Annotated in this window: 17 protein-coding genes and 2 tRNA genes; 17 read left to right on the top strand and 2 right to left on the bottom strand. The window is 41.8% G+C overall.

What is annotated here, in order from left to right:
- Positions 1-13: 13 nt before the first annotated feature.
- The 4 genes from yabN to KMHG_RS16200 all read left to right on the top strand — a co-directional run bounded on the left by yabN (position 14) and on the right by KMHG_RS16200 (position 2,907).
- Positions 14-1,468 carry a bifunctional methyltransferase/pyrophosphohydrolase YabN gene (gene yabN, locus KMHG_RS16215; protein ID WP_010291140.1) on the top strand — a complete coding sequence of 485 codons (1,455 nt, stop codon included), beginning with the start codon at positions 14-16 and terminating at the stop codon, positions 1,466-1,468.
- Between the two features lie 5 nt (positions 1,469-1,473).
- Positions 1,474-1,764: an RNA-binding S4 domain-containing protein gene (locus tag KMHG_RS16210; RefSeq protein WP_010291139.1), complete on the top strand. Its 291-nt coding sequence runs from the start codon at positions 1,474-1,476 to the stop codon at positions 1,762-1,764.
- A gap of 105 nt (positions 1,765-1,869) precedes the next feature.
- On the top strand, positions 1,870-2,340 hold the full coding sequence (locus tag KMHG_RS16205; RefSeq protein WP_238984702.1) for an FtsB family cell division protein: 471 nt from the start codon (positions 1,870-1,872) through the stop codon (positions 2,338-2,340).
- Positions 2,341-2,463: 123 nt separating this feature from the next.
- Positions 2,464-2,907, top strand: a complete 444-nt coding sequence (locus KMHG_RS16200; RefSeq protein WP_010291136.1) for a S1 domain-containing RNA-binding protein — start codon at positions 2,464-2,466, stop codon at positions 2,905-2,907.
- A 113-nt stretch (positions 2,908-3,020) separates the two neighbouring features.
- Here KMHG_RS16200 and KMHG_RS16195 read toward each other — a convergent pair.
- A tRNA-Glu gene (locus KMHG_RS16195) sits at positions 3,021-3,092 on the bottom strand.
- 5 nt (positions 3,093-3,097) lie between these two features.
- Positions 3,098-3,174, bottom strand: a tRNA-Met gene (locus tag KMHG_RS16190).
- Positions 3,175-3,459: 285 nt separating this feature from the next.
- Here KMHG_RS16190 and tilS point away from each other — a divergent pair.
- The 13 genes from tilS to lysS all read left to right on the top strand — a co-directional run bounded on the left by tilS (position 3,460) and on the right by lysS (position 17,199).
- A complete protein-coding gene (tilS, locus tag KMHG_RS16185) occupies positions 3,460-4,845 on the top strand; it encodes a tRNA lysidine(34) synthetase TilS (RefSeq protein WP_010291135.1) in 1,386 nt (461 codons plus the stop codon).
- Between the two features lie 30 nt (positions 4,846-4,875).
- Positions 4,876-5,418 carry a hypoxanthine phosphoribosyltransferase gene (gene hpt / locus KMHG_RS16180; protein WP_010291132.1) on the top strand — a complete coding sequence of 181 codons (543 nt, stop codon included), beginning with the start codon at positions 4,876-4,878 and terminating at the stop codon, positions 5,416-5,418.
- Between the two features lie 139 nt (positions 5,419-5,557).
- Entirely contained in the window at positions 5,558-7,594 is a 2,037-nt protein-coding gene (gene ftsH, locus KMHG_RS16175; RefSeq protein ID WP_010291131.1) for an ATP-dependent zinc metalloprotease FtsH, read from the top strand.
- A gap of 136 nt (positions 7,595-7,730) precedes the next feature.
- Entirely contained in the window at positions 7,731-8,627 is an 897-nt protein-coding gene (hslO, locus tag KMHG_RS16170; protein ID WP_010291129.1) for an Hsp33 family molecular chaperone HslO, read from the top strand.
- A gap of 232 nt (positions 8,628-8,859) precedes the next feature.
- Complete coding sequence (gene cysK / locus KMHG_RS16165) at positions 8,860-9,798, top strand: cysteine synthase A (protein WP_010291126.1); 939 nt, start codon at positions 8,860-8,862, stop codon at positions 9,796-9,798.
- Between the two features lie 142 nt (positions 9,799-9,940).
- Positions 9,941-11,353 carry an anthranilate synthase component I family protein gene (locus KMHG_RS16160; protein WP_010291123.1) on the top strand — a complete coding sequence of 471 codons (1,413 nt, stop codon included), beginning with the start codon at positions 9,941-9,943 and terminating at the stop codon, positions 11,351-11,353.
- Positions 11,337-11,915, top strand: coding sequence for an aminodeoxychorismate/anthranilate synthase component II (pabA, locus tag KMHG_RS16155; protein WP_010291121.1), 579 nt, complete (start codon positions 11,337-11,339; stop codon positions 11,913-11,915). Before KMHG_RS16160 ends, pabA begins: the two co-directional genes overlap by 17 nt.
- The gene (pabC, locus tag KMHG_RS16150; RefSeq protein ID WP_010291118.1) at positions 11,916-12,749 is read left to right on the top strand and encodes an aminodeoxychorismate lyase; all 834 of its coding nucleotides are present in this window, start codon (positions 11,916-11,918) and stop codon (positions 12,747-12,749) included. It abuts the gene before it with no gap.
- Complete coding sequence (folP, locus tag KMHG_RS16145; protein ID WP_010291115.1) at positions 12,746-13,576, top strand: dihydropteroate synthase; 831 nt, start codon at positions 12,746-12,748, stop codon at positions 13,574-13,576. The genes pabC and folP overlap by 4 nt, the downstream gene beginning before the upstream one ends.
- An 11-nt stretch (positions 13,577-13,587) precedes the next feature.
- Positions 13,588-13,953 carry a dihydroneopterin aldolase gene (gene folB / locus KMHG_RS16140; RefSeq protein ID WP_010291114.1) on the top strand — a complete coding sequence of 122 codons (366 nt, stop codon included), beginning with the start codon at positions 13,588-13,590 and terminating at the stop codon, positions 13,951-13,953.
- Positions 13,953-14,444: a 2-amino-4-hydroxy-6-hydroxymethyldihydropteridine diphosphokinase gene (gene folK / locus KMHG_RS16135; protein ID WP_010291113.1), complete on the top strand. Its 492-nt coding sequence runs from the start codon at positions 13,953-13,955 to the stop codon at positions 14,442-14,444. The genes folB and folK overlap by 1 nt, the downstream gene beginning before the upstream one ends.
- Before the next feature lie 124 nt (positions 14,445-14,568).
- Positions 14,569-15,549 carry a tRNA dihydrouridine synthase DusB gene (gene dusB, locus KMHG_RS16130; RefSeq protein WP_044505024.1) on the top strand — a complete coding sequence of 327 codons (981 nt, stop codon included), beginning with the start codon at positions 14,569-14,571 and terminating at the stop codon, positions 15,547-15,549.
- 168 nt (positions 15,550-15,717) lie between these two features.
- The gene (gene lysS, locus KMHG_RS16125) at positions 15,718-17,199 is read left to right on the top strand and encodes a lysine--tRNA ligase (protein WP_010291109.1); all 1,482 of its coding nucleotides are present in this window, start codon (positions 15,718-15,720) and stop codon (positions 17,197-17,199) included.
- Positions 17,200-17,625: the final 426 nt, after the last annotated feature.

Below are 17,625 nucleotides of genomic sequence, written 5' to 3'. Positions count from 1 at the left end.
CAGGTGAACTATTATGCATCAAATTACAGTAATCGGGCTAGGCGCAGGGGATTTCGAGCAACTGCCAATGGGCGTATACAAAACATTAAAAAACGCACCAAAAATTTATGTTCGTACGAAAGAACACCCTGTACTAGAAGAATTAAAATCAGAAGGTGTCGAATTCGAAAGCTTCGACCTTATTTACGAAAAACACGGCGAATTTTTACCTGTCTATCAAGAAATCGTCGCGACATTAAAACAATACGCAGAACATGATGACGTGATTTATGCAGTCCCTGGTCATCCACTCGTCGCTGAAATGACCGTAGAGTTATTAATTGAAGAAGAAAGAAAAGGAAACGTGAAGTTGAAAATTGAAGGCGGTCAAAGCTTTTTAGATGCCGTATTTGCGACGTTAAAAATCGACCCAATCGACGGTTTCCAACTCGTGGACGGTGCAACATTTTCAATCCATCACGTGAACATGTACAATCACTTATTAATCGCGCAAGTGTACGACCAATTTAGCGCATCAGAAGTGAAACTTACGTTAATGGAAAAATACGATGCTGAATATCCAGTAACAATCGTAACGGCTGCTGGTTCAAAAGATGAAGTCGTTGTAACCGTACCACTGTATGAACTAGACCACGTTGCAGAAATTAGTAACTTAACGACAGTATACGTGCCACCTGCAACGAAACGTGAACAAGCGATGCGCGAATGGTCAACGTTCCGTGACATTATGGCGACGATGCGTGGTCCTGAAGGTTGTGAATGGGATAAAGCACAAACGCATGAGAGCATGAAACGTTACATGTTAGAAGAGATGCATGAAGCACTACAAGCGATCGACGAGCAAGACGATGAACATATGATCGAAGAGTTCGGTGATTTATTAATGCTTGTATTCATGCAAGCGCAAATCGGCGAAGACAACGGTTTCTTCAACTTAGAAGATTTACTTGCAGGCGCGGCGGCGAAAATGATGCGCCGTCACCCACATGTGTTCGGCGATACAGTCGTCAATAGCGTTGAAGATATTAACGCCAACTGGGAAAAAATTAAAAAAGCTGAGCACGAAGCAGAAAATAAACCAGATGCACCAATTATGGACGGCGAGTACCGTGCGATGTCATCACTACAAACAGCGTACAACTATCAACGTCGTGCTGCAAAATTAGGCTTTGAATGGCCTGAAGCAGAACAATACTGGTGGAACTTTGAAGAAGAGTTCTCAGACTTTAAAGATGCTGCCTTAAACAATGCAGACAACAAATTTGATCAATATAGCAATGCACTAATTGCACTCGTCAACTTAGGTCGTCACTATAAAGTGTCAGCAGAAGAAGCGATGCTACATGCCAATGCGAAATACGCAAAACGCTTCGGTAAAATGGAAGCTGAAGTGAAAGCATCAGGTCGCGATTGGAGCGATTTCGCCGTTGAAGAGTTATTAGACATTTGGGCTAGAGTAAAGGAGTAGAACATATGCGCTTAGATAAATTTTTAAAAATTTCTCGTTTAATTAAACGCCGTACGCTTGCAAAAGAGGTTGCGGAGCAAGGTCGTATTACGATCAACGATAAAGTCGCAAAACCGAGTGTGAAAGTAAAAGTCGGCGATGTGATCGCGATTCGTTTCGGTCAAAAAATCGTAACGGCACGCGTTGAATTATTAAAAGATGTCGTTCGTAAAGATGAAGCACATTTAATGTATACGATTTTAAGTGAAGAAAAACTTGAAAAAGTAGAACCACAATTTATCGACGACGAAGATTAATTGTAGAACCTGTTCCAACTCACTTGGGGCAGGTTTATTTTTTTATATTCCGGGAAAATATTAAAATGCTCTATGATTGATTTCCTAAATTTCGAAAAATCATGGATGTCACTTAAAAACTGTATAAAATTCCGATATAATGAGTGCGAAAGAGAGGGAATACATATGGCGAGAAGTAATCCTCGAAATAACACAACCCAGCTGCACCCGGAATTCAATCAGCAGCAAAAGAAAAAGCAGAACTTTCAAAAGCGCCAACGTAAAATTTTACGAAATCGCCTATTTGTATTGTTCGGAGGTTTCTTCCTCATCATTGGGTTCTTAGCGTTTACGTATCATGAACAGCAACAGAAGCTTGCGGAAAAAGAACAAGAACGCATTGAGATGAATGAAAAGCTAGAAGCGAAAAAAGAAGAGAATCAAGACCTTCAAACGCAAATCAAACGTTTGAACGATGATGAATATATTGCGCAACTTGCAAGGGAAAAACTATTTTTTTCAAAAAAAGGAGAGGTCATTTTCTCCCTTCCTAAACAAGGTGAAAACGACAAAGAAAAAGCGGACTCGGAAAATTAGTGTTGTTGACACGCAACTTTTGTTAGTTATAATTAGTAGGTAGTAGCGCGAAGAAACGTGCACAAATCGATTATATTGACTGACTTACGAGTCGCTTAAATTTTAAGGAGGAGCATTTTTTTTATGTCAATCGAAGTAGGCAGCAAAGTACAAGGTAAAGTAACAGGTATTACAAATTTCGGAGCATTCGTTGAACTGCCCGACAAATCAACAGGTCTTGTGCACATTAGTGAAGTTGCTGATAACTATGTTAAAGACATCAACGATCATTTAAAAGTTGGTGACGTAGTTGAAGTAAAAGTGATGAACGTGGAAGCTGACGGTAAAATCGGTCTTTCTATCCGCAAAGCAAAACCTGAAGCAGAACGCCCACAACGCCCTGAGCGTCCACAACGCCCACGTAATAACAATCATCGCGGAGGCGGTCGTAACAATGATCACCGTCAACCACAAGAAAACTTTGAACAAAAAATGGCACGCTTTTTAAAAGATAGCGACGAACGTTTAGCAACACTTAAACGTGCAACCGAATCAAAACGCGGCGGTCGCGGCGCACGCCGAGGCTAGTCCTTTATCACATACAATCAACCTTGAAGTTACACTTCAAGGTTTTTTTGTCGTTTCAACGAAAAAAATGCATAAAAAAAGAAGCACTTATCTATGTAAGTACTTCTTTAATATGACCCCTACGGGATTCGAACCCGTGTTACCGCCGTGAAAGGGCGGTGTCTTAACCGCTTGACCAAGGGGCCGTTATTGGTGGCGGCCGAGGGGATCGAACCCCCGACCTCCCGGGTATGAACCGGACGCTCTAGCCAGCTGAGCTAGGCCGCCATTTGCAACAACAGAATTAATATTACAAGACAACGTTCGACGCGTCAACATTTTTTTAAAAGAAAAATAAATTTTTTTGTGCATGTGCATCTATTTACAAATATTAGGGTATTACGAATGTAGCGAGCGACTTTTACACATAATGTAGTGAGTTTCAACATTCCAGAAATGTATAACATGCGGACATGGAATGTTTCGTCACCACTGTCATTGTGCAATGGCGACGTGTCAGTCGTCATCGTTTTTTTCACGAATCGTGCTAAAATATGGGCGAGGTGAAAAACTGTGAAACTCGAACAGACAGCGTATGCATACATACGACAATGTCAGCTTTATCCGAAACATGCACGTGTACTCGTCGCTTGTTCAGGCGGCATCGATTCGATGGTATTACTCGACTATTTTCGAACACAACAGCCATTACTCGGGGTACAATCGATTGCTGCAATACATGTCAATCATATGTTGCGAGGTGATGAATCCGACGGCGATGCGGCGTTTGTCGCTGCCTATTGCGAACGATATAATATACCGCTTTATACGAAAGCTATACCAATCGCGCAAATGGCGGCATCAGAGCGTGGCAATGTAGAAGCGATTGCAAGACGTGAACGCTATCGCTTCTTTGAACAAGTGATGCAAGCACAAGCATTTGATGCGCTCGTGCTTGCGCATCATGCAGATGACCAAATTGAAAATGTCATTATGGCATTAACGAGAGGGTTACAGCAAGGGACACTCGGTATGCCAACGTGTAGACCGTTTGCATCAGGTATGTTGACGAGACCATTTTTATCAACGACGCGCGCGCAAATTGAACAATATGCTGCCCAGCAGCAAGTCGCTTATCGCGAAGATGCGTCAAATGCGCAAGACGATTATGTCCGCAATCGCCTCCGTCATCATGTCGTACCTTTATTACGAAATGAAAATCCGAATGTCGCGAATGCGGTACGTATTTTCACAGAACATCGCCAGCAAGATGAGCAGCTCCTACAACAAATGGCGCAAGCAGCATATGACGACGTCGTATGTTTGTCGACAAAACATTTAATAGGAATTGATGTAAACCGACTGCAACTTCACTCACTTGCTTTACAAAGAAGAATCATTCAACTACTATTAAAATATCTTTACAAAGATAGGACGATTATACAAAGTTATACGCTCTTGGAACGTGTACTCAAGCTTGCTTCGACAAATTCGGGCAATGCGGAGGTGCCGTTGCCGGAAGGATTCGTTGCACGTCGCCATTACGATGAACTGATCATCGACCGCATGGTAAATGTGCAGCCGAATTTTGAAGGAAACGTACCGTTTAACGAATGGGTGAAGCTTGGACAACATTTGTATTTATGCGTGACAACAGCGTTCGACACATACGTCGAAGGTGCGCAATGTTACTATGCAAATCAAGCTGAACTCGGACAACTTCGTATACGCACGCGTCAAGATGGTGATCGCATACACGTACTCGGCATGACGAGCGCGAAAAAAGTATCGCGTATTTTCATCGATGCGAAAGTTCCGGATATAGAGCGAGCAACTTGGCCATTACTCGTAAATGACGACGATATTCTCGCCGTCGTCGGGTTGCGGATGAGTCAGCACTTTTCAAGAACAAAACGTGCGACAGATGATGTCGCTGTTATGATTGCGCCGAGTTTATAAGTCTTTTAGACAATCAAGGAGGAACTTACAATGCTTCAAAAAGATATCGAAGAAGTACTAATTTCAGAGGAAACACTTCAAGAAAAAATTGGTGAGCTAGGTGCTCAATTAACAGAGGAATATCAAGATAAATTCCCATTATTAATCGGTGTATTAAAAGGTGCTATGCCTTTCATGACAGATTTAATGAAACGTATCGACGCTTACGTTGAAATCGACTTCATGGACGTATCTAGTTACGGTAACGCAACAGTATCTTCAGGCGAAGTAAAAATCTTAAAAGATTTAAACACAAGCGTTGAAGGTCGCGACATCGTGATCATTGAAGATATTATCGATAGCGGTTTAACATTAAGCTACTTAGTAGAACTATTTAAACACCGTAAAGCAAAATCAATTAAAATCGTAACACTATTAGACAAACCAACAGGTCGTAAAGTTGACCTAAAAGCAGATTACGTTGGCTTCGATGTACCTGATGCTTTCGTAGTTGGTTATGGTTTAGACTATGCAGAGCGCTACCGTAATCTTCCATACATCGGCGTATTAAAAAAATCAGTTTACTCATTTTAAGTCCTAAAGTAATGTGAAAAACTTATGACGAACGATACGCGTAAAGTTCGTTATTTCTAGTGCTTTTCATTGTACGCCGAAAAAGGCATATGATAAGATTTATTATAGTTTTTCTGTTTACCTTGTGAGGAGGCTAGGGATGAATCGAATATTTCGATACACCATACTTTATTTATTAATTTTCCTTGTGATTGTTGGTATTTTTGGCACATTTAACAATGCTAATCAACCGACAAAAGAGTTAACGTATCACGAGTTTGTAACAGCACTAGATACCGATAAGATCACGCAAGCTGAAATTCAGCCTGACAACCTAGTGTACGTCGTGAAAGGTAAGTTAGAAGGTTATGAGAAAGGTGAAAGCTTTGTAGCAAACATTCCACGTGATGATCAAGAGCTAATGAATGACATCCGTAATGCTGCAAAAGACAACACAAATATCGACTTCCAACCAGCACCAGAAACGAGCGGTTTCGTTCAATTTTTCACTGGCGTTATTCCTTTCGTGATTATCTTAATTCTATTCTTCTTCTTAATGAACCAATCTCAAGGCGGTGGTAATCGCATGATGAGCTTTGGTAAAAGCAAAGCAAAACTGTACGACGATCAAAAGAAAAAAGTTCGTTTTACAGACGTAGCGGGTGCGGATGAAGAAAAGCAAGAGCTAGTAGAAGTTGTTGATTTCTTAAAAGACCATACGAAATTCGAGAAAATCGGAGCTCGTATCCCGAAAGGTATCCTACTTGTAGGTCCTCCGGGTACTGGTAAAACATTACTTGCCCGCGCGGTTGCGGGTGAGGCTGGCGTACCTTTCTTCTCGATTTCAGGTTCTGACTTCGTAGAAATGTTCGTCGGTGTCGGTGCAAGCCGTGTTCGTGATTTATTCGAAAACGCGAAGAAAAACGCACCATGTATCATCTTCATTGACGAAATTGATGCTGTAGGTCGTCAACGTGGCGCAGGTGTTGGTGGTGGTCACGATGAACGTGAGCAAACATTAAACCAATTACTTGTTGAAATGGATGGTTTCGGCGCAAACGAAGGTATTATTATCGTCGCTGCGACAAACCGCCCGGACATCCTTGACCCTGCACTTCTTCGTCCAGGACGTTTTGACCGTCAAATTACTGTCGGTCGCCCAGACGTTAAAGGTCGTGAAGCCGTACTTAAAGTACACGCTCGCAAAAAACCTTTAGATGAAACTGTAGATTTAAAGGCCATCGCTCAACGTACACCAGGTTTCTCTGGTGCCGATTTAGAAAATTTACTAAACGAAGCAGCACTTGTTGCGGCGCGTAGTAATAAAGAAAAAATCGACATGGGCGATATCGATGAAGCAACAGACCGCGTTATCGCGGGTGTTGCGAAAAAAGGCCGCGTGATTTCAGAAAAAGAACGCAACATCGTAGCATATCATGAAGCTGGTCACGTTGTAATCGGCTTAACGCTAGATGAAGCAGAAAAAGTTCATAAAGTAACGATCGTCCCTCGTGGCCAAGCTGGTGGTTATGCAGTAATGCTTCCAAAAGAAGACCGTTACTTCTTAACGAAAGGCGAGTTACTTGATAAAGTAGCTGGTTTACTAGGTGGTCGTGCTGCCGAAGATATCACATTTAATGAGATATCAACTGGCGCTCACAATGACTTTGAACGTGTGACAAGCATCATCCGTTCAATGGTTACAGAGTATGGTATGAGTGATCGTATCGGTCAACTACAATATACTCCGAAAGCTGGCGCTGGCGGCGGTAACATGTTCCTAGGCGGAGATAGCAGCACTTCATTCTCTGACGCAATCGCGAAAGAAATCGATGAAGAAATGCAACGCATGGTAAAAGAACAATATGAACGTACAAAACAAATCTTAACTGAACGACGCGACCTGCTAGAACTAATCGCTCAAACTTTATTAGTTGAAGAGACATTAGATGCAGAGCAAATCGAACACCTTGAAAAATACGGTAAATTACCAGAACGTAATTATTCATCAGTCCACACTGTAAACAGTGAAGGCGCTTCTGCAAAAGAAACGACTTCAGAAAATGCAGGTGAAGGTGAAGTTTTAACTGAGGACAAAGTGTCGTTAAATAAACGACAAGATCCAACAACATCGGATCTTCCACAAGAAAATGTTACTGGAAAAAATAATGACGGTATTCAAGAAGAACGAGATTAATTAATACAAAAAGCGGCTAAAGCATAGACTTTAGCCGCTTTCTTGTTGAACAAAACACATTCTTTTGTAACCGAAACAAATTATGATATGATTCTTTCAGAACTTACGCAATTATTTATAGAAAAGAGGAATTTTGATGTCAGATTATTTAGTTCGAGCTTTAGGCTTTGGTGGCAGCGTTCGTGCATTCGCCGTACGTACAACAGACACAGTAGGTGAAGCTCAACGACGTCACGATACATGGCCAACAGCTTCAGCTGCACTAGGCCGCACAATGACTGCAGGCGCAATGATGGGCGCAATGCAAAAAGGTGATGACCTTTTAACAATTAAAGTACAAGGCGATGGCGACATTAAAGGTATTATCGTTGATGCAAACGCAAAAGGTGAAGTACGTGGTTATGCGGTCAACCCACACGTACACTTCGACTTAAATGCACAAGGTAAATTAGACGTTCGTCGTGCTGTCGGTACAACAGGTTCATTATCAGTCGTAAAAGATACAGGATTACGTGATTACTTCACAGGTCAAGTTGAACTGATTTCAGGTGAACTAGGCGAAGACTTCGCATACTACTTCACAAAATCAGAACAAACACCATCAGCAGTCGGTTTAGGTGTACTCGTAAACCCTGATAATTCAATTCTTGCAGCAGGGGGCTTTATCGTTCAAGTAATGCCAGGTGTTGACGATGAAACGATTACGAAAATCGAAGAAGCATTATCAAACATCGAACCAGTCTCTAAAATGATCGAAAAAGGTTACACACCAGAAGAACTGTTAGAAGTAGTACTTGGTAAAGAAAACGTTGAGTTTTTAGATACATTACCAATTACATTCGCTTGTAACTGTTCAAAAGAACGTTTCTCTAACGCATTAATCGGTGTTGGTGAAGCAGAACTTCAAGCGATGATCGACGAAGATCACGGTGCTGAAGCACAATGTCACTTCTGTATGGAAAAATACCAATACTCAGAAGCTGAACTTGCAGGCATGATTGACGAAATCCGCGAGCAAAAAGCAAATCGCTAATTTACATGAAAAACAGGCTGAGGCATCCCTCAACCTGTTTTTTTTAAGCAATCTAATGTTGAACCGATTGCTTAATTGCTAGGATTAAACATGTAAAAATACGAAATTTTAAAAACACTAAATTTTCTAAAAATATTTATATGTTTTTTCGTTGACATTACAAATGCTCGGGAGTAGAATAATAATTAGTTAAAACATATAAAATTACTAGGAATTAGGAGTGGGAGAGAACATGACTTATAAAATCGTAAATTCTGTTACTGAATTAGTTGGCAACACACCATTAGTAAAATTAAATCACGCTACAGGTCCAAACGACGGTACTGTATACGCGAAACTAGAATACATGAACCCAGGTTCTTCTGTAAAAGACCGTTTAGCATTAGCAATGGTTGAAAAAGCTGAAGAAGAAGGCATCTTAAAACCAGGTAGCACATTAATCGAACCTACATCAGGTAACACTGGTATCGGTCTTGCAATGATCGCTGCAGCTAAAGGTTATAAAGCAGTCATCGTAATGCCTGATACAATGTCTTTAGAACGTCGTAACTTACTACGTGCATACGGTGCGGAATTAATCCTAACTCCAGGTGCTGAAGGTATGAAAGGCGCAATCGCTAAAGCAGAAGAACTTTCTAAAGAAAACGGTTGGTTCTTACCACAACAATTCGAAAACCCAGTGAACGCAGTAATGCACTACAACACAACTGGTCAAGAAATCGTTAAAGCTTTTAAAGAAGCTGACCTACAAGTTGACGCATTGATCTCAGGCGTTGGTACTGGTGGTACTGTTTCAGGTGTTGGTAAAGCACTTAAAGAAAACTTCGAAGGCGTTGAAGTCATCGCTGTTGAACCAAAAGATTCTCCAGTACTTGAAGGCGGTAAACCAGGCCCTCACAAAATCCAAGGTATCGGTGCAGGTTTCGTACCAGCTACTTTAGATACAGACATTTACGATTCTGTAATCGGCGTAGAAAACGAAGATGCTTTCGAAACATCTCGTAAAGTTGCAAAAGAAGAAGGTATCCTAGGTGGTATTTCTTCAGGTGCAGCAATTTGGGCTGCTGTTGAAACAGCTAAAAAATTAGGTAAAGGCAAAAACGTTGTGGCAATTCTTGCTTCTAACGGTGAACGTTACCTATCTACTCCTTTATACCACTTCGACGACTAATTATAGTCGCGATCGGATAAATAGAAGAGGCAAATCGCTTAGCGGTTTGTCTCTTTTTTTGTCGTCGTATGGAAAATGCTTTTTTTGTTAAATGTCGGTATGATAAAACAGGTATCACATTTTACGACGAGGAGTGAACATCATGAACGTTGAACAATCTACATCTTTCCCGATGACGAAAGATGCGTTTTTTTATAGTTTCCGTGCACAAACAGCCGATGAGGTATACCCGATTTTATTAGAGAGTGGGCGATTCGGTCAGCAATCGATTGCCGCTTGGAACCCGCTTGCGGTCGTCCAATCGACAACAGAGGGCATTCATATTCAATGGCGTGACGGCAACGAGGAAGTACGCCAAGGAGAACCGCTTGCTTTAACAGAAGCTTTCGTAAACAGTTATCATATTGATGCGCCGCACGACCGTTTTTACGGTGGGGCACTCGGTTTTATTACATACGATTATGTACGCCGCATCGAAACGCTGCCTGCAATCGCTCAAGCAGATGTGGACGTACCGGACATTTATTTTTATGTGGTCGATTGTTGGACAGTATATGATGTTCAAACAGAGATGGCACAAGTAATGAAGTTATCAACGAGCAATGTCGATATTGAAGCGATGGCAAAAACGTGGTCAGATGTTGCACAACAAGCATTGCAAACACGTCAATTTGACGAAAAAACTGTAGCGCGCGCCGTCGCAAACGATGATCGTCGCTTAAAGTCGATGTCGCAACAACAATTTAATGAAGCGGTCGAAAAAATCCAGCGCTATATTGAAGCGGGCGATGTGTTCCAAGTCAATTTATCTGTGCGTCAAGAAGAACCATTAACTGCACAGCCGATTGATGTATATGAAGCGTTACGTACGTTCAACCCTTCGCCGTATATGGCATTCATGCGCGCGCCACAATTTGCGGTCGTTTCTGGTTCGCCGGAATTGTTAATTGAAAAGTACGGTGACGCATTATCGACGCGCCCGATTGCCGGCACGCGCCCACGCGGTGAAGATGATGCGGCAGATTTAGCGCTCGCGAAAGATTTGATCGACAATGAAAAAGAACGGGCCGAACATTTAATGCTCGTCGATTTAGAACGCAACGATTTAGGACGTGTATCAGTATATGGTTCCGTTCATGTCGATGAATTTATGGTTATCGAAAAATATTCGCACGTGCAACATATCGTGTCGAACGTACGAGGCACGATGCGTCCAGACCAAACGAATGCCGATATGATTCGCGCCGTTTTCCCAGGTGGCACGATTACAGGTGCGCCGAAAATTCGCACGATGGAAATTATCGAAGAATTAGAGCCAGTGCGTCGCGGGTTATATACTGGTTCTATCGGTTGGCTCGGCTTTAACGGTGATACGGTGCTGAATATCGTCATTCGCACAGCGTTTATTCAACACCAAATGGCATACATTCAAGCAGGTGCAGGCATCGTCATCGATTCCGTACCGAAACGTGAATACGTTGAGTCGCTCAATAAAGCGAAAGCGATGTGGCAAGCAAAACAAATGGCGGAGGTACAATATGATTTTAATGATTGATAATTATGATTCATTTACGTACAATTTAGTGCAATATTTCGGTGAACTTGGTCAACACATTCACGTTGTGCGCAATGATGCGTTAACATTAGCAGCAATCGAACAACTAGCGCCATCGATGATCGTCATTTCACCAGGACCATGTACGCCAAATGAAGCGGGCATGAGCTTAGCAATTATCGAACATTTTGCTGGCCGCATTCCGATATTTGGCGTATGTCTCGGTCATCAAGCAATCGCGCAAGTATTCGGTGGAGATGTCGTACGCGCCGAACGACTTATGCATGGGAAAACGTCAAAAGTGTTCCATCAGCACGCAGGTGTTCATCACAACATGCCAAACCCATATGTGGCGACGCGCTATCATTCATTAATCGTTGACCGCGATACGCTACCTGACTGTTTGGAAATTACAGCAGAAACAGAAGAAGGTGAAATTATGGGCATTCGTCATCGTGAGTTTGCGGTTGAAGGCGTACAATTCCACCCAGAATCGATGATGACGGAGCGTGGCATTGATTTATTGCACAACTTTATCAGTCAATACGTGGAGGTACGTTAAATGTGGTGTTTTTATAACGGGCAATATGTCCAAACAGAAAATTTGAAAATTTCACCGTTTGACCACGGCTTTTTATACGGTCTCGGTGTATTTGAAACGTTTCGAACGTATAATGGTAAAACGTTTTTATGGGACGCGCATATGGCGAGATTGCAACGTGCGCTAGATGCGTATCATATCGTTTTACCGTATACGTCCGCTGAATTACGAGATGTTATAATGCAATTAAATGAGCGCGAAGGAGGAACGGACGGCTATTTTCGCCTGAACGTTTCTGCTGGAGAAGCAGGAATCGGCCTCGCCAAAACGCAATATACGGAACCGAACGTCATTGTATTCCGCAAACCGCTTGAACTACCACCACGTGGCACAGAAAAAAATGCGACGTGGCTACAAACGGTGCGCAATACGCCGGAGCAGGCAGAGCGCTTCAAATCACATCATTATGCGAACAATATTGTGGCGCGTTTTGAAGTGCCGTCGCTTAAAGAAATCGAAGGGTTTTTCGTCAACGATAAAGGGTTCGTTGCAGAAGGCATTACGTCGAACATTTTTTGGGCGAAAGATGGCACGATTTATACACCATCGTTATCAACAGGCATTTTAGCAGGCATTACGCGCCAACATATTTGTACACTCGTCGATGTCGTAGAAGGTGAATTTACGAAAGAAGCGGTCGAACGAGCGGACGAATGTTTCGTCACGACGTCGATTCAAGAAATCATTCCGATTCGCCAACTCGATGACACAACATTTTTAGGCAATGAAGGCCCAATTTATCAACAGGTGCACGCACAGTACGTCGCATCGATTCAAAAGGAGCTTGCACGATGAAATTATCACATTATCCACAACCATTAACAATTGATGGTCATATACTCGATTTTGCGAATGAAACGTTCGTCATGGGCATTTTAAACGTGACACCAGATTCATTTTCAGATGGAGGTCAATTTAATACGGTAGAAAAAGCTGTCGAACATGCGAAACAAATGGTAGCAGACGGCGCAAAAATCATTGATATTGGGGGCGAATCAACGCGTCCTGGTCATACACCGATTACGGCTGAAGAAGAAATGAATCGTATTTTACCGGTCATTCGTGCGATTCGCGCAGAAGTAGACGTGTTATTATCGGTTGATACGTTCAAAGCAGATGTCGCAAAAGCCGCTGTTGAAGCAGGCGTGCATATTATTAACGATATTTGGGGTGCAAAAAAAGACCGTGCGATTGCGCAAGTTGCGGCAGATTTAAACGTGCCAATCATTTTAATGCACAACCGCTTTGACGAAAACTACGGCGATGATTTTTGGGCATCTGCAAAAGCGGATTTAGAACAAAGCATTCAAATTGCACGTGAAGCAGGTGTGCCACATACACATATTTGGCTAGATCCAGGCATCGGTTTTGCGAAAACGCGCGCACAAGATTTACAAATGATGCGTGAACTATCGAAGCTATCAGATATGGGCTACCCGGTATTACTCGCGACTTCTCGTAAACGTGTGATTGGCGAAGTACTCGATTTACCGAAAGAAGAGCGCATGGAAGGTACCGGTGCGACGTGTTGTTACGGCGTATCAAACGGTTGCCATATGGTGCGCGTTCATGACGTGAAGCCGATTGCCCGTATGATGAAAATGATGGACGCATTGAAATAGGAGGATTTACTTTGGATTATATTCATATTAAAGACATGGAGTTTTACGGCTACCATGGCGTATTAGAACAAGAAACCGTGCTTGGCCAACGTTTCCGCGTAACGTTAGCAATTGCGGTTGACTTACAACATGCAGGAGAAACAGACGATTTAACTGATACGGTAAGCTATGCGGAAGTATTTGATATTTGTAAAAACATCGTAGAAGGGAAACCGTTTAAATTAATCGAAGCAGTTGCAGAAACGATTGCGCGTGACGTACGTGCGGCGTATCCGACAGCAGTGAAAGGTATTCGTGTTGAAGTTATTAAACCAGATCCACCGATTCGAGGACATTATCGTGAAGTCGCAGTAGAAATTACACGAGGTGAATTTTAATGGAAGCATTCATTTCACTCGGTTCGAATATGGGCGACAAAGAAGAAGCGTTACGCCAAGCAGTTGCCTTATTAGATGCTCATGAAGCGATCAATGTGATAGCAGTTTCTTCTATATATGATACCGACCCTGTTGGCTATGAAGACCAAGACGTATTTTTAAACATCGTCGTTAAAATTGACACGACGTTACAACCACAACCGCTACTTGATGTATGCCAACAAATTGAGCAAGAACTGAAGCGCGTGCGCATCGTTCGTTGGGGTCCGAGAACGATTGACCTTGACATTTTACTTTATAGTCACGACAATATTGAAACAGAGACGCTAATCGTACCGCACCCACGCATGCATGAGCGCGCGTTCGTACTCGTACCTTTAGCCGAAATTGCAAAAGATGTCGTATTACCTTCGACGAATCAAACAGTCGCCCAACATTTAGCGGCAGTCGGTTCAGACGGTGTACGTGTGTATAAGCAATGGTCAGTGTAGATGTGTCATTCAATGAGGGATTGTTAACGAGGGGTTAGCAATGTTGAGCTATAGATTGAACGTACTATAAGGAGGAAATACCTTGGCTTTAAATACAACACCATTCAAAATTGGTGATATTGAAATGGATAACCGTGTCGTACTTGCCCCAATGGCAGGTGTTTGTAACTCGGCTTTCCGTTTAACGGTAAAAGAATTCGGAGCGGGTCTCGTTTATGCGGAAATGATTTCAGATAAAGGGATCGTACAACGTAACAAAAAAACGATGAGCATGCTTTATATTGATGAACGTGAAAATCCACTGTCATTACAAATTTTCGGTGGTGATAAAGAAACGCTCGTCGAAGCGGCGAAATACGTCGATCAATACACGACAGCGGACATTATCGACATTAATATGGGTTGTCCGGTTAATAAAATTATTAAATGTGAAGCAGGTGCAAAATGGCTGCTTGACCCGAACAAAATTTATGAAATGGTTTCAGCGGTTACAGATGCAGTAAGCAAGCCAGTATCTTGTAAAATGCGTATCGGTTGGGACGAAGATCACGTATTTGCGGTTGAAAATGCACAAGCTGCAGAACGTGCCGGTGCGTCAGCCATTGCGATGCACGGTCGTACACGCCTACAACAATATGACGGTCACGCCAACTGGGACATTTTAAAAGATGTTAAAGAAAACATTAACATTCCATTTATTGCAAACGGTGATGTAGAAACACCAGAAGATGCACAACGTATTTTAGAACATACTGGAGCAGACGGTGTCATGATTGGACGTGCTGCACTCGGCAACCCATGGATGATTTACCGTACGGTAGAATATTTAAAAACAGGTAAATTAGTCGGCGAGCCATCAATTCGCAAAAAGATGGAAGTATGCTTATTGCATTTTGAACGTTTAGTTGCCTTAAAACCTGAACGAGTCGCTGTACTTGAAATGCGCGGCCACGCATCATGGTACTTAAAAAATATTCGTGGTAACGGTAAAATCCGTAAGCTTGTGAATACAGCAAACACTGCAGATGAGTTCCGCGCGATTATGCAGTTAGCAATTGAAGAGGCCGATGCTTTAGAAGCGCAGCAAACAATCGCAATCGGTTAATTTTATGAAAGTCGCCAATCCGTAGTGGCGACTTTTGGCATTTCTGCTATTATAGAAGAGTCAGACTTTCCAATAATTCAAGCAGAAATAGTGAATTCGCACAATTTTTTGTGTACAATAAATCCATTATGGACTGTTTTTTTGAACATTACTAAGGAGTGAAATACAGTGGCAGAAGAAATCAACGACCAACAACAGGTTCGACGCGACAAAATGGACGAAATTCGTTCTCAAGGCATCGATCCTTTCGGTCATCGTTTTGAACGTACGCACTTAACTAGTGACTTACGTGAACAATACGCTGAAACAACACAAGAACAATTTGAAGAAAATCCTGTAGAAGTAGTACTTGCAGGTCGTATTATGACGAAGCGTCGTAAAGGTAAAGTTACTTTCGCGAACATTAAAGACTTCGGTGGACAAATCCAAATTTACGTACGTAAAGACGCAATCGGTGAAGAACCTTACGAAATTGTGAAAAAAGCCGATCTTGGCGATATCATAGGTGTGAAAGGGAACTTATTTAAAACGCATGTAGGCGAATTAACAATTAAAGTGACTGAATTCACATTCCTATCTAAAGGTTTACGCCCATTACCAGAGAAATTCCACGGTCTTCAAGATGTTGAGCAACGTTACCGCCAACGCTACTTAGACTTAATTACGAGCGACGATAGCATGAAAACATTTGTGACTCGTACACAAATCATCAGTGCAATCCGTTCATTCTTAAACGAAAAAGGTTTCTTAGAAGTAGAAACACCAATGCTTAACGCTGTAGCTGGTGGTGCAGCAGCACGTCCATTCGTGACACACCACAATGCATTAGATGCACAAATGTACATGCGTATCGCAATCGAACTATACTTAAAACGTTTAATCGTTGGCGGTATGGAAAAAGTTTATGAAATCGGCCGCGTATTCCGTAACGAAGGTGTATCAACTCGTCACAACCCTGAGTTCACACTTCTTGAGTTATATGAAGCATATGCAGACTACAAAGACATTATGGATCTTACAGAAGATTTATTCGTACACGTCGCACAAGAAGTACTTGGTACAACACAAGTACAATACGGTGAAGACATCATCGACCTTTCTAAAGGTTGGAAACGTCTACACATGGTTGACGCTGTTAAAGAAGCAACAGGCGTAGACTTCTTCAAAGAAATGACAAAAGAAGAAGCACAAGCTTTAGCAAAAGAACACCACGTAGAAATTAAAGATACAATGGAAGTTGGTCACATCATCAATGAATTCTTCGAACAAAAAGTAGAAGAAACATTAGTACAACCTACATTCGTATACGGTCACCCAGTGGAAATTTCTCCATTAGCGAAGAAAAACCCTGAAGACCCTCGTTTCACAGACCGTTTTGAATTATTCATCGTACGTCGTGAGCACGCAAATGCGTTCACAGAACTTAATGATCCAATCGACCAACGCGAACGTTTCGAAGCGCAAATGGTTGAAAAAGAACAAGGTAATGATGAAGCACACGAAATGGATGAAGACTTCTTAGAAGCATTAGAATACGGTATGCCGCCAACAGGTGGTTTAGGTATCGGTATCGACCGTATGATCATGCTGCTTACAAACGCACAATCTATTCGTGACGTATTATTATTCCCATTAATGCGCCAACGCTAATATAAAAAGCGCCGAAACAATCGTTTCGGTGCTTTTTTAATGAAGAAACTACACGATTTTTCGTTGTAGTTTCTTTTTTTATCGTACAATACGCTATACGTTTGTGTGAAATAGTGATTATCGAACATTTAGAAGCGATATTCGGTTTATTTGTGTGTTGCATTTGTCCGTTAATTAGTCTAAAATAATATTTGTCACAAACGAGATATACATGATTTAAAACGTTGAAGCAGATGATTGATAAGGTCAAATGCTTCGAAAAACTTTTTAAAAAATATATTGACATTCGAAAATGTGTTTGATATAATATGTAAGTCGCTAAAGAGTGACACATAACTGAAAAAATTCTTCAAAAAACTTTTAAAAAGTTCTTGACAAGAAAAAAACGTTATGATAAAATAATTAAGTCGTTAATATAACGACGAG

The organism is Kurthia massiliensis (assembly GCF_000285555.1).
GTDB lineage: Bacteria > Bacillota > Bacilli > Bacillales_A > Planococcaceae > Kurthia > Kurthia massiliensis.
The sequence above is the reverse complement of the archived record's forward strand: the minus strand, read 5'-3'. Positions and strand labels throughout refer to the sequence as shown.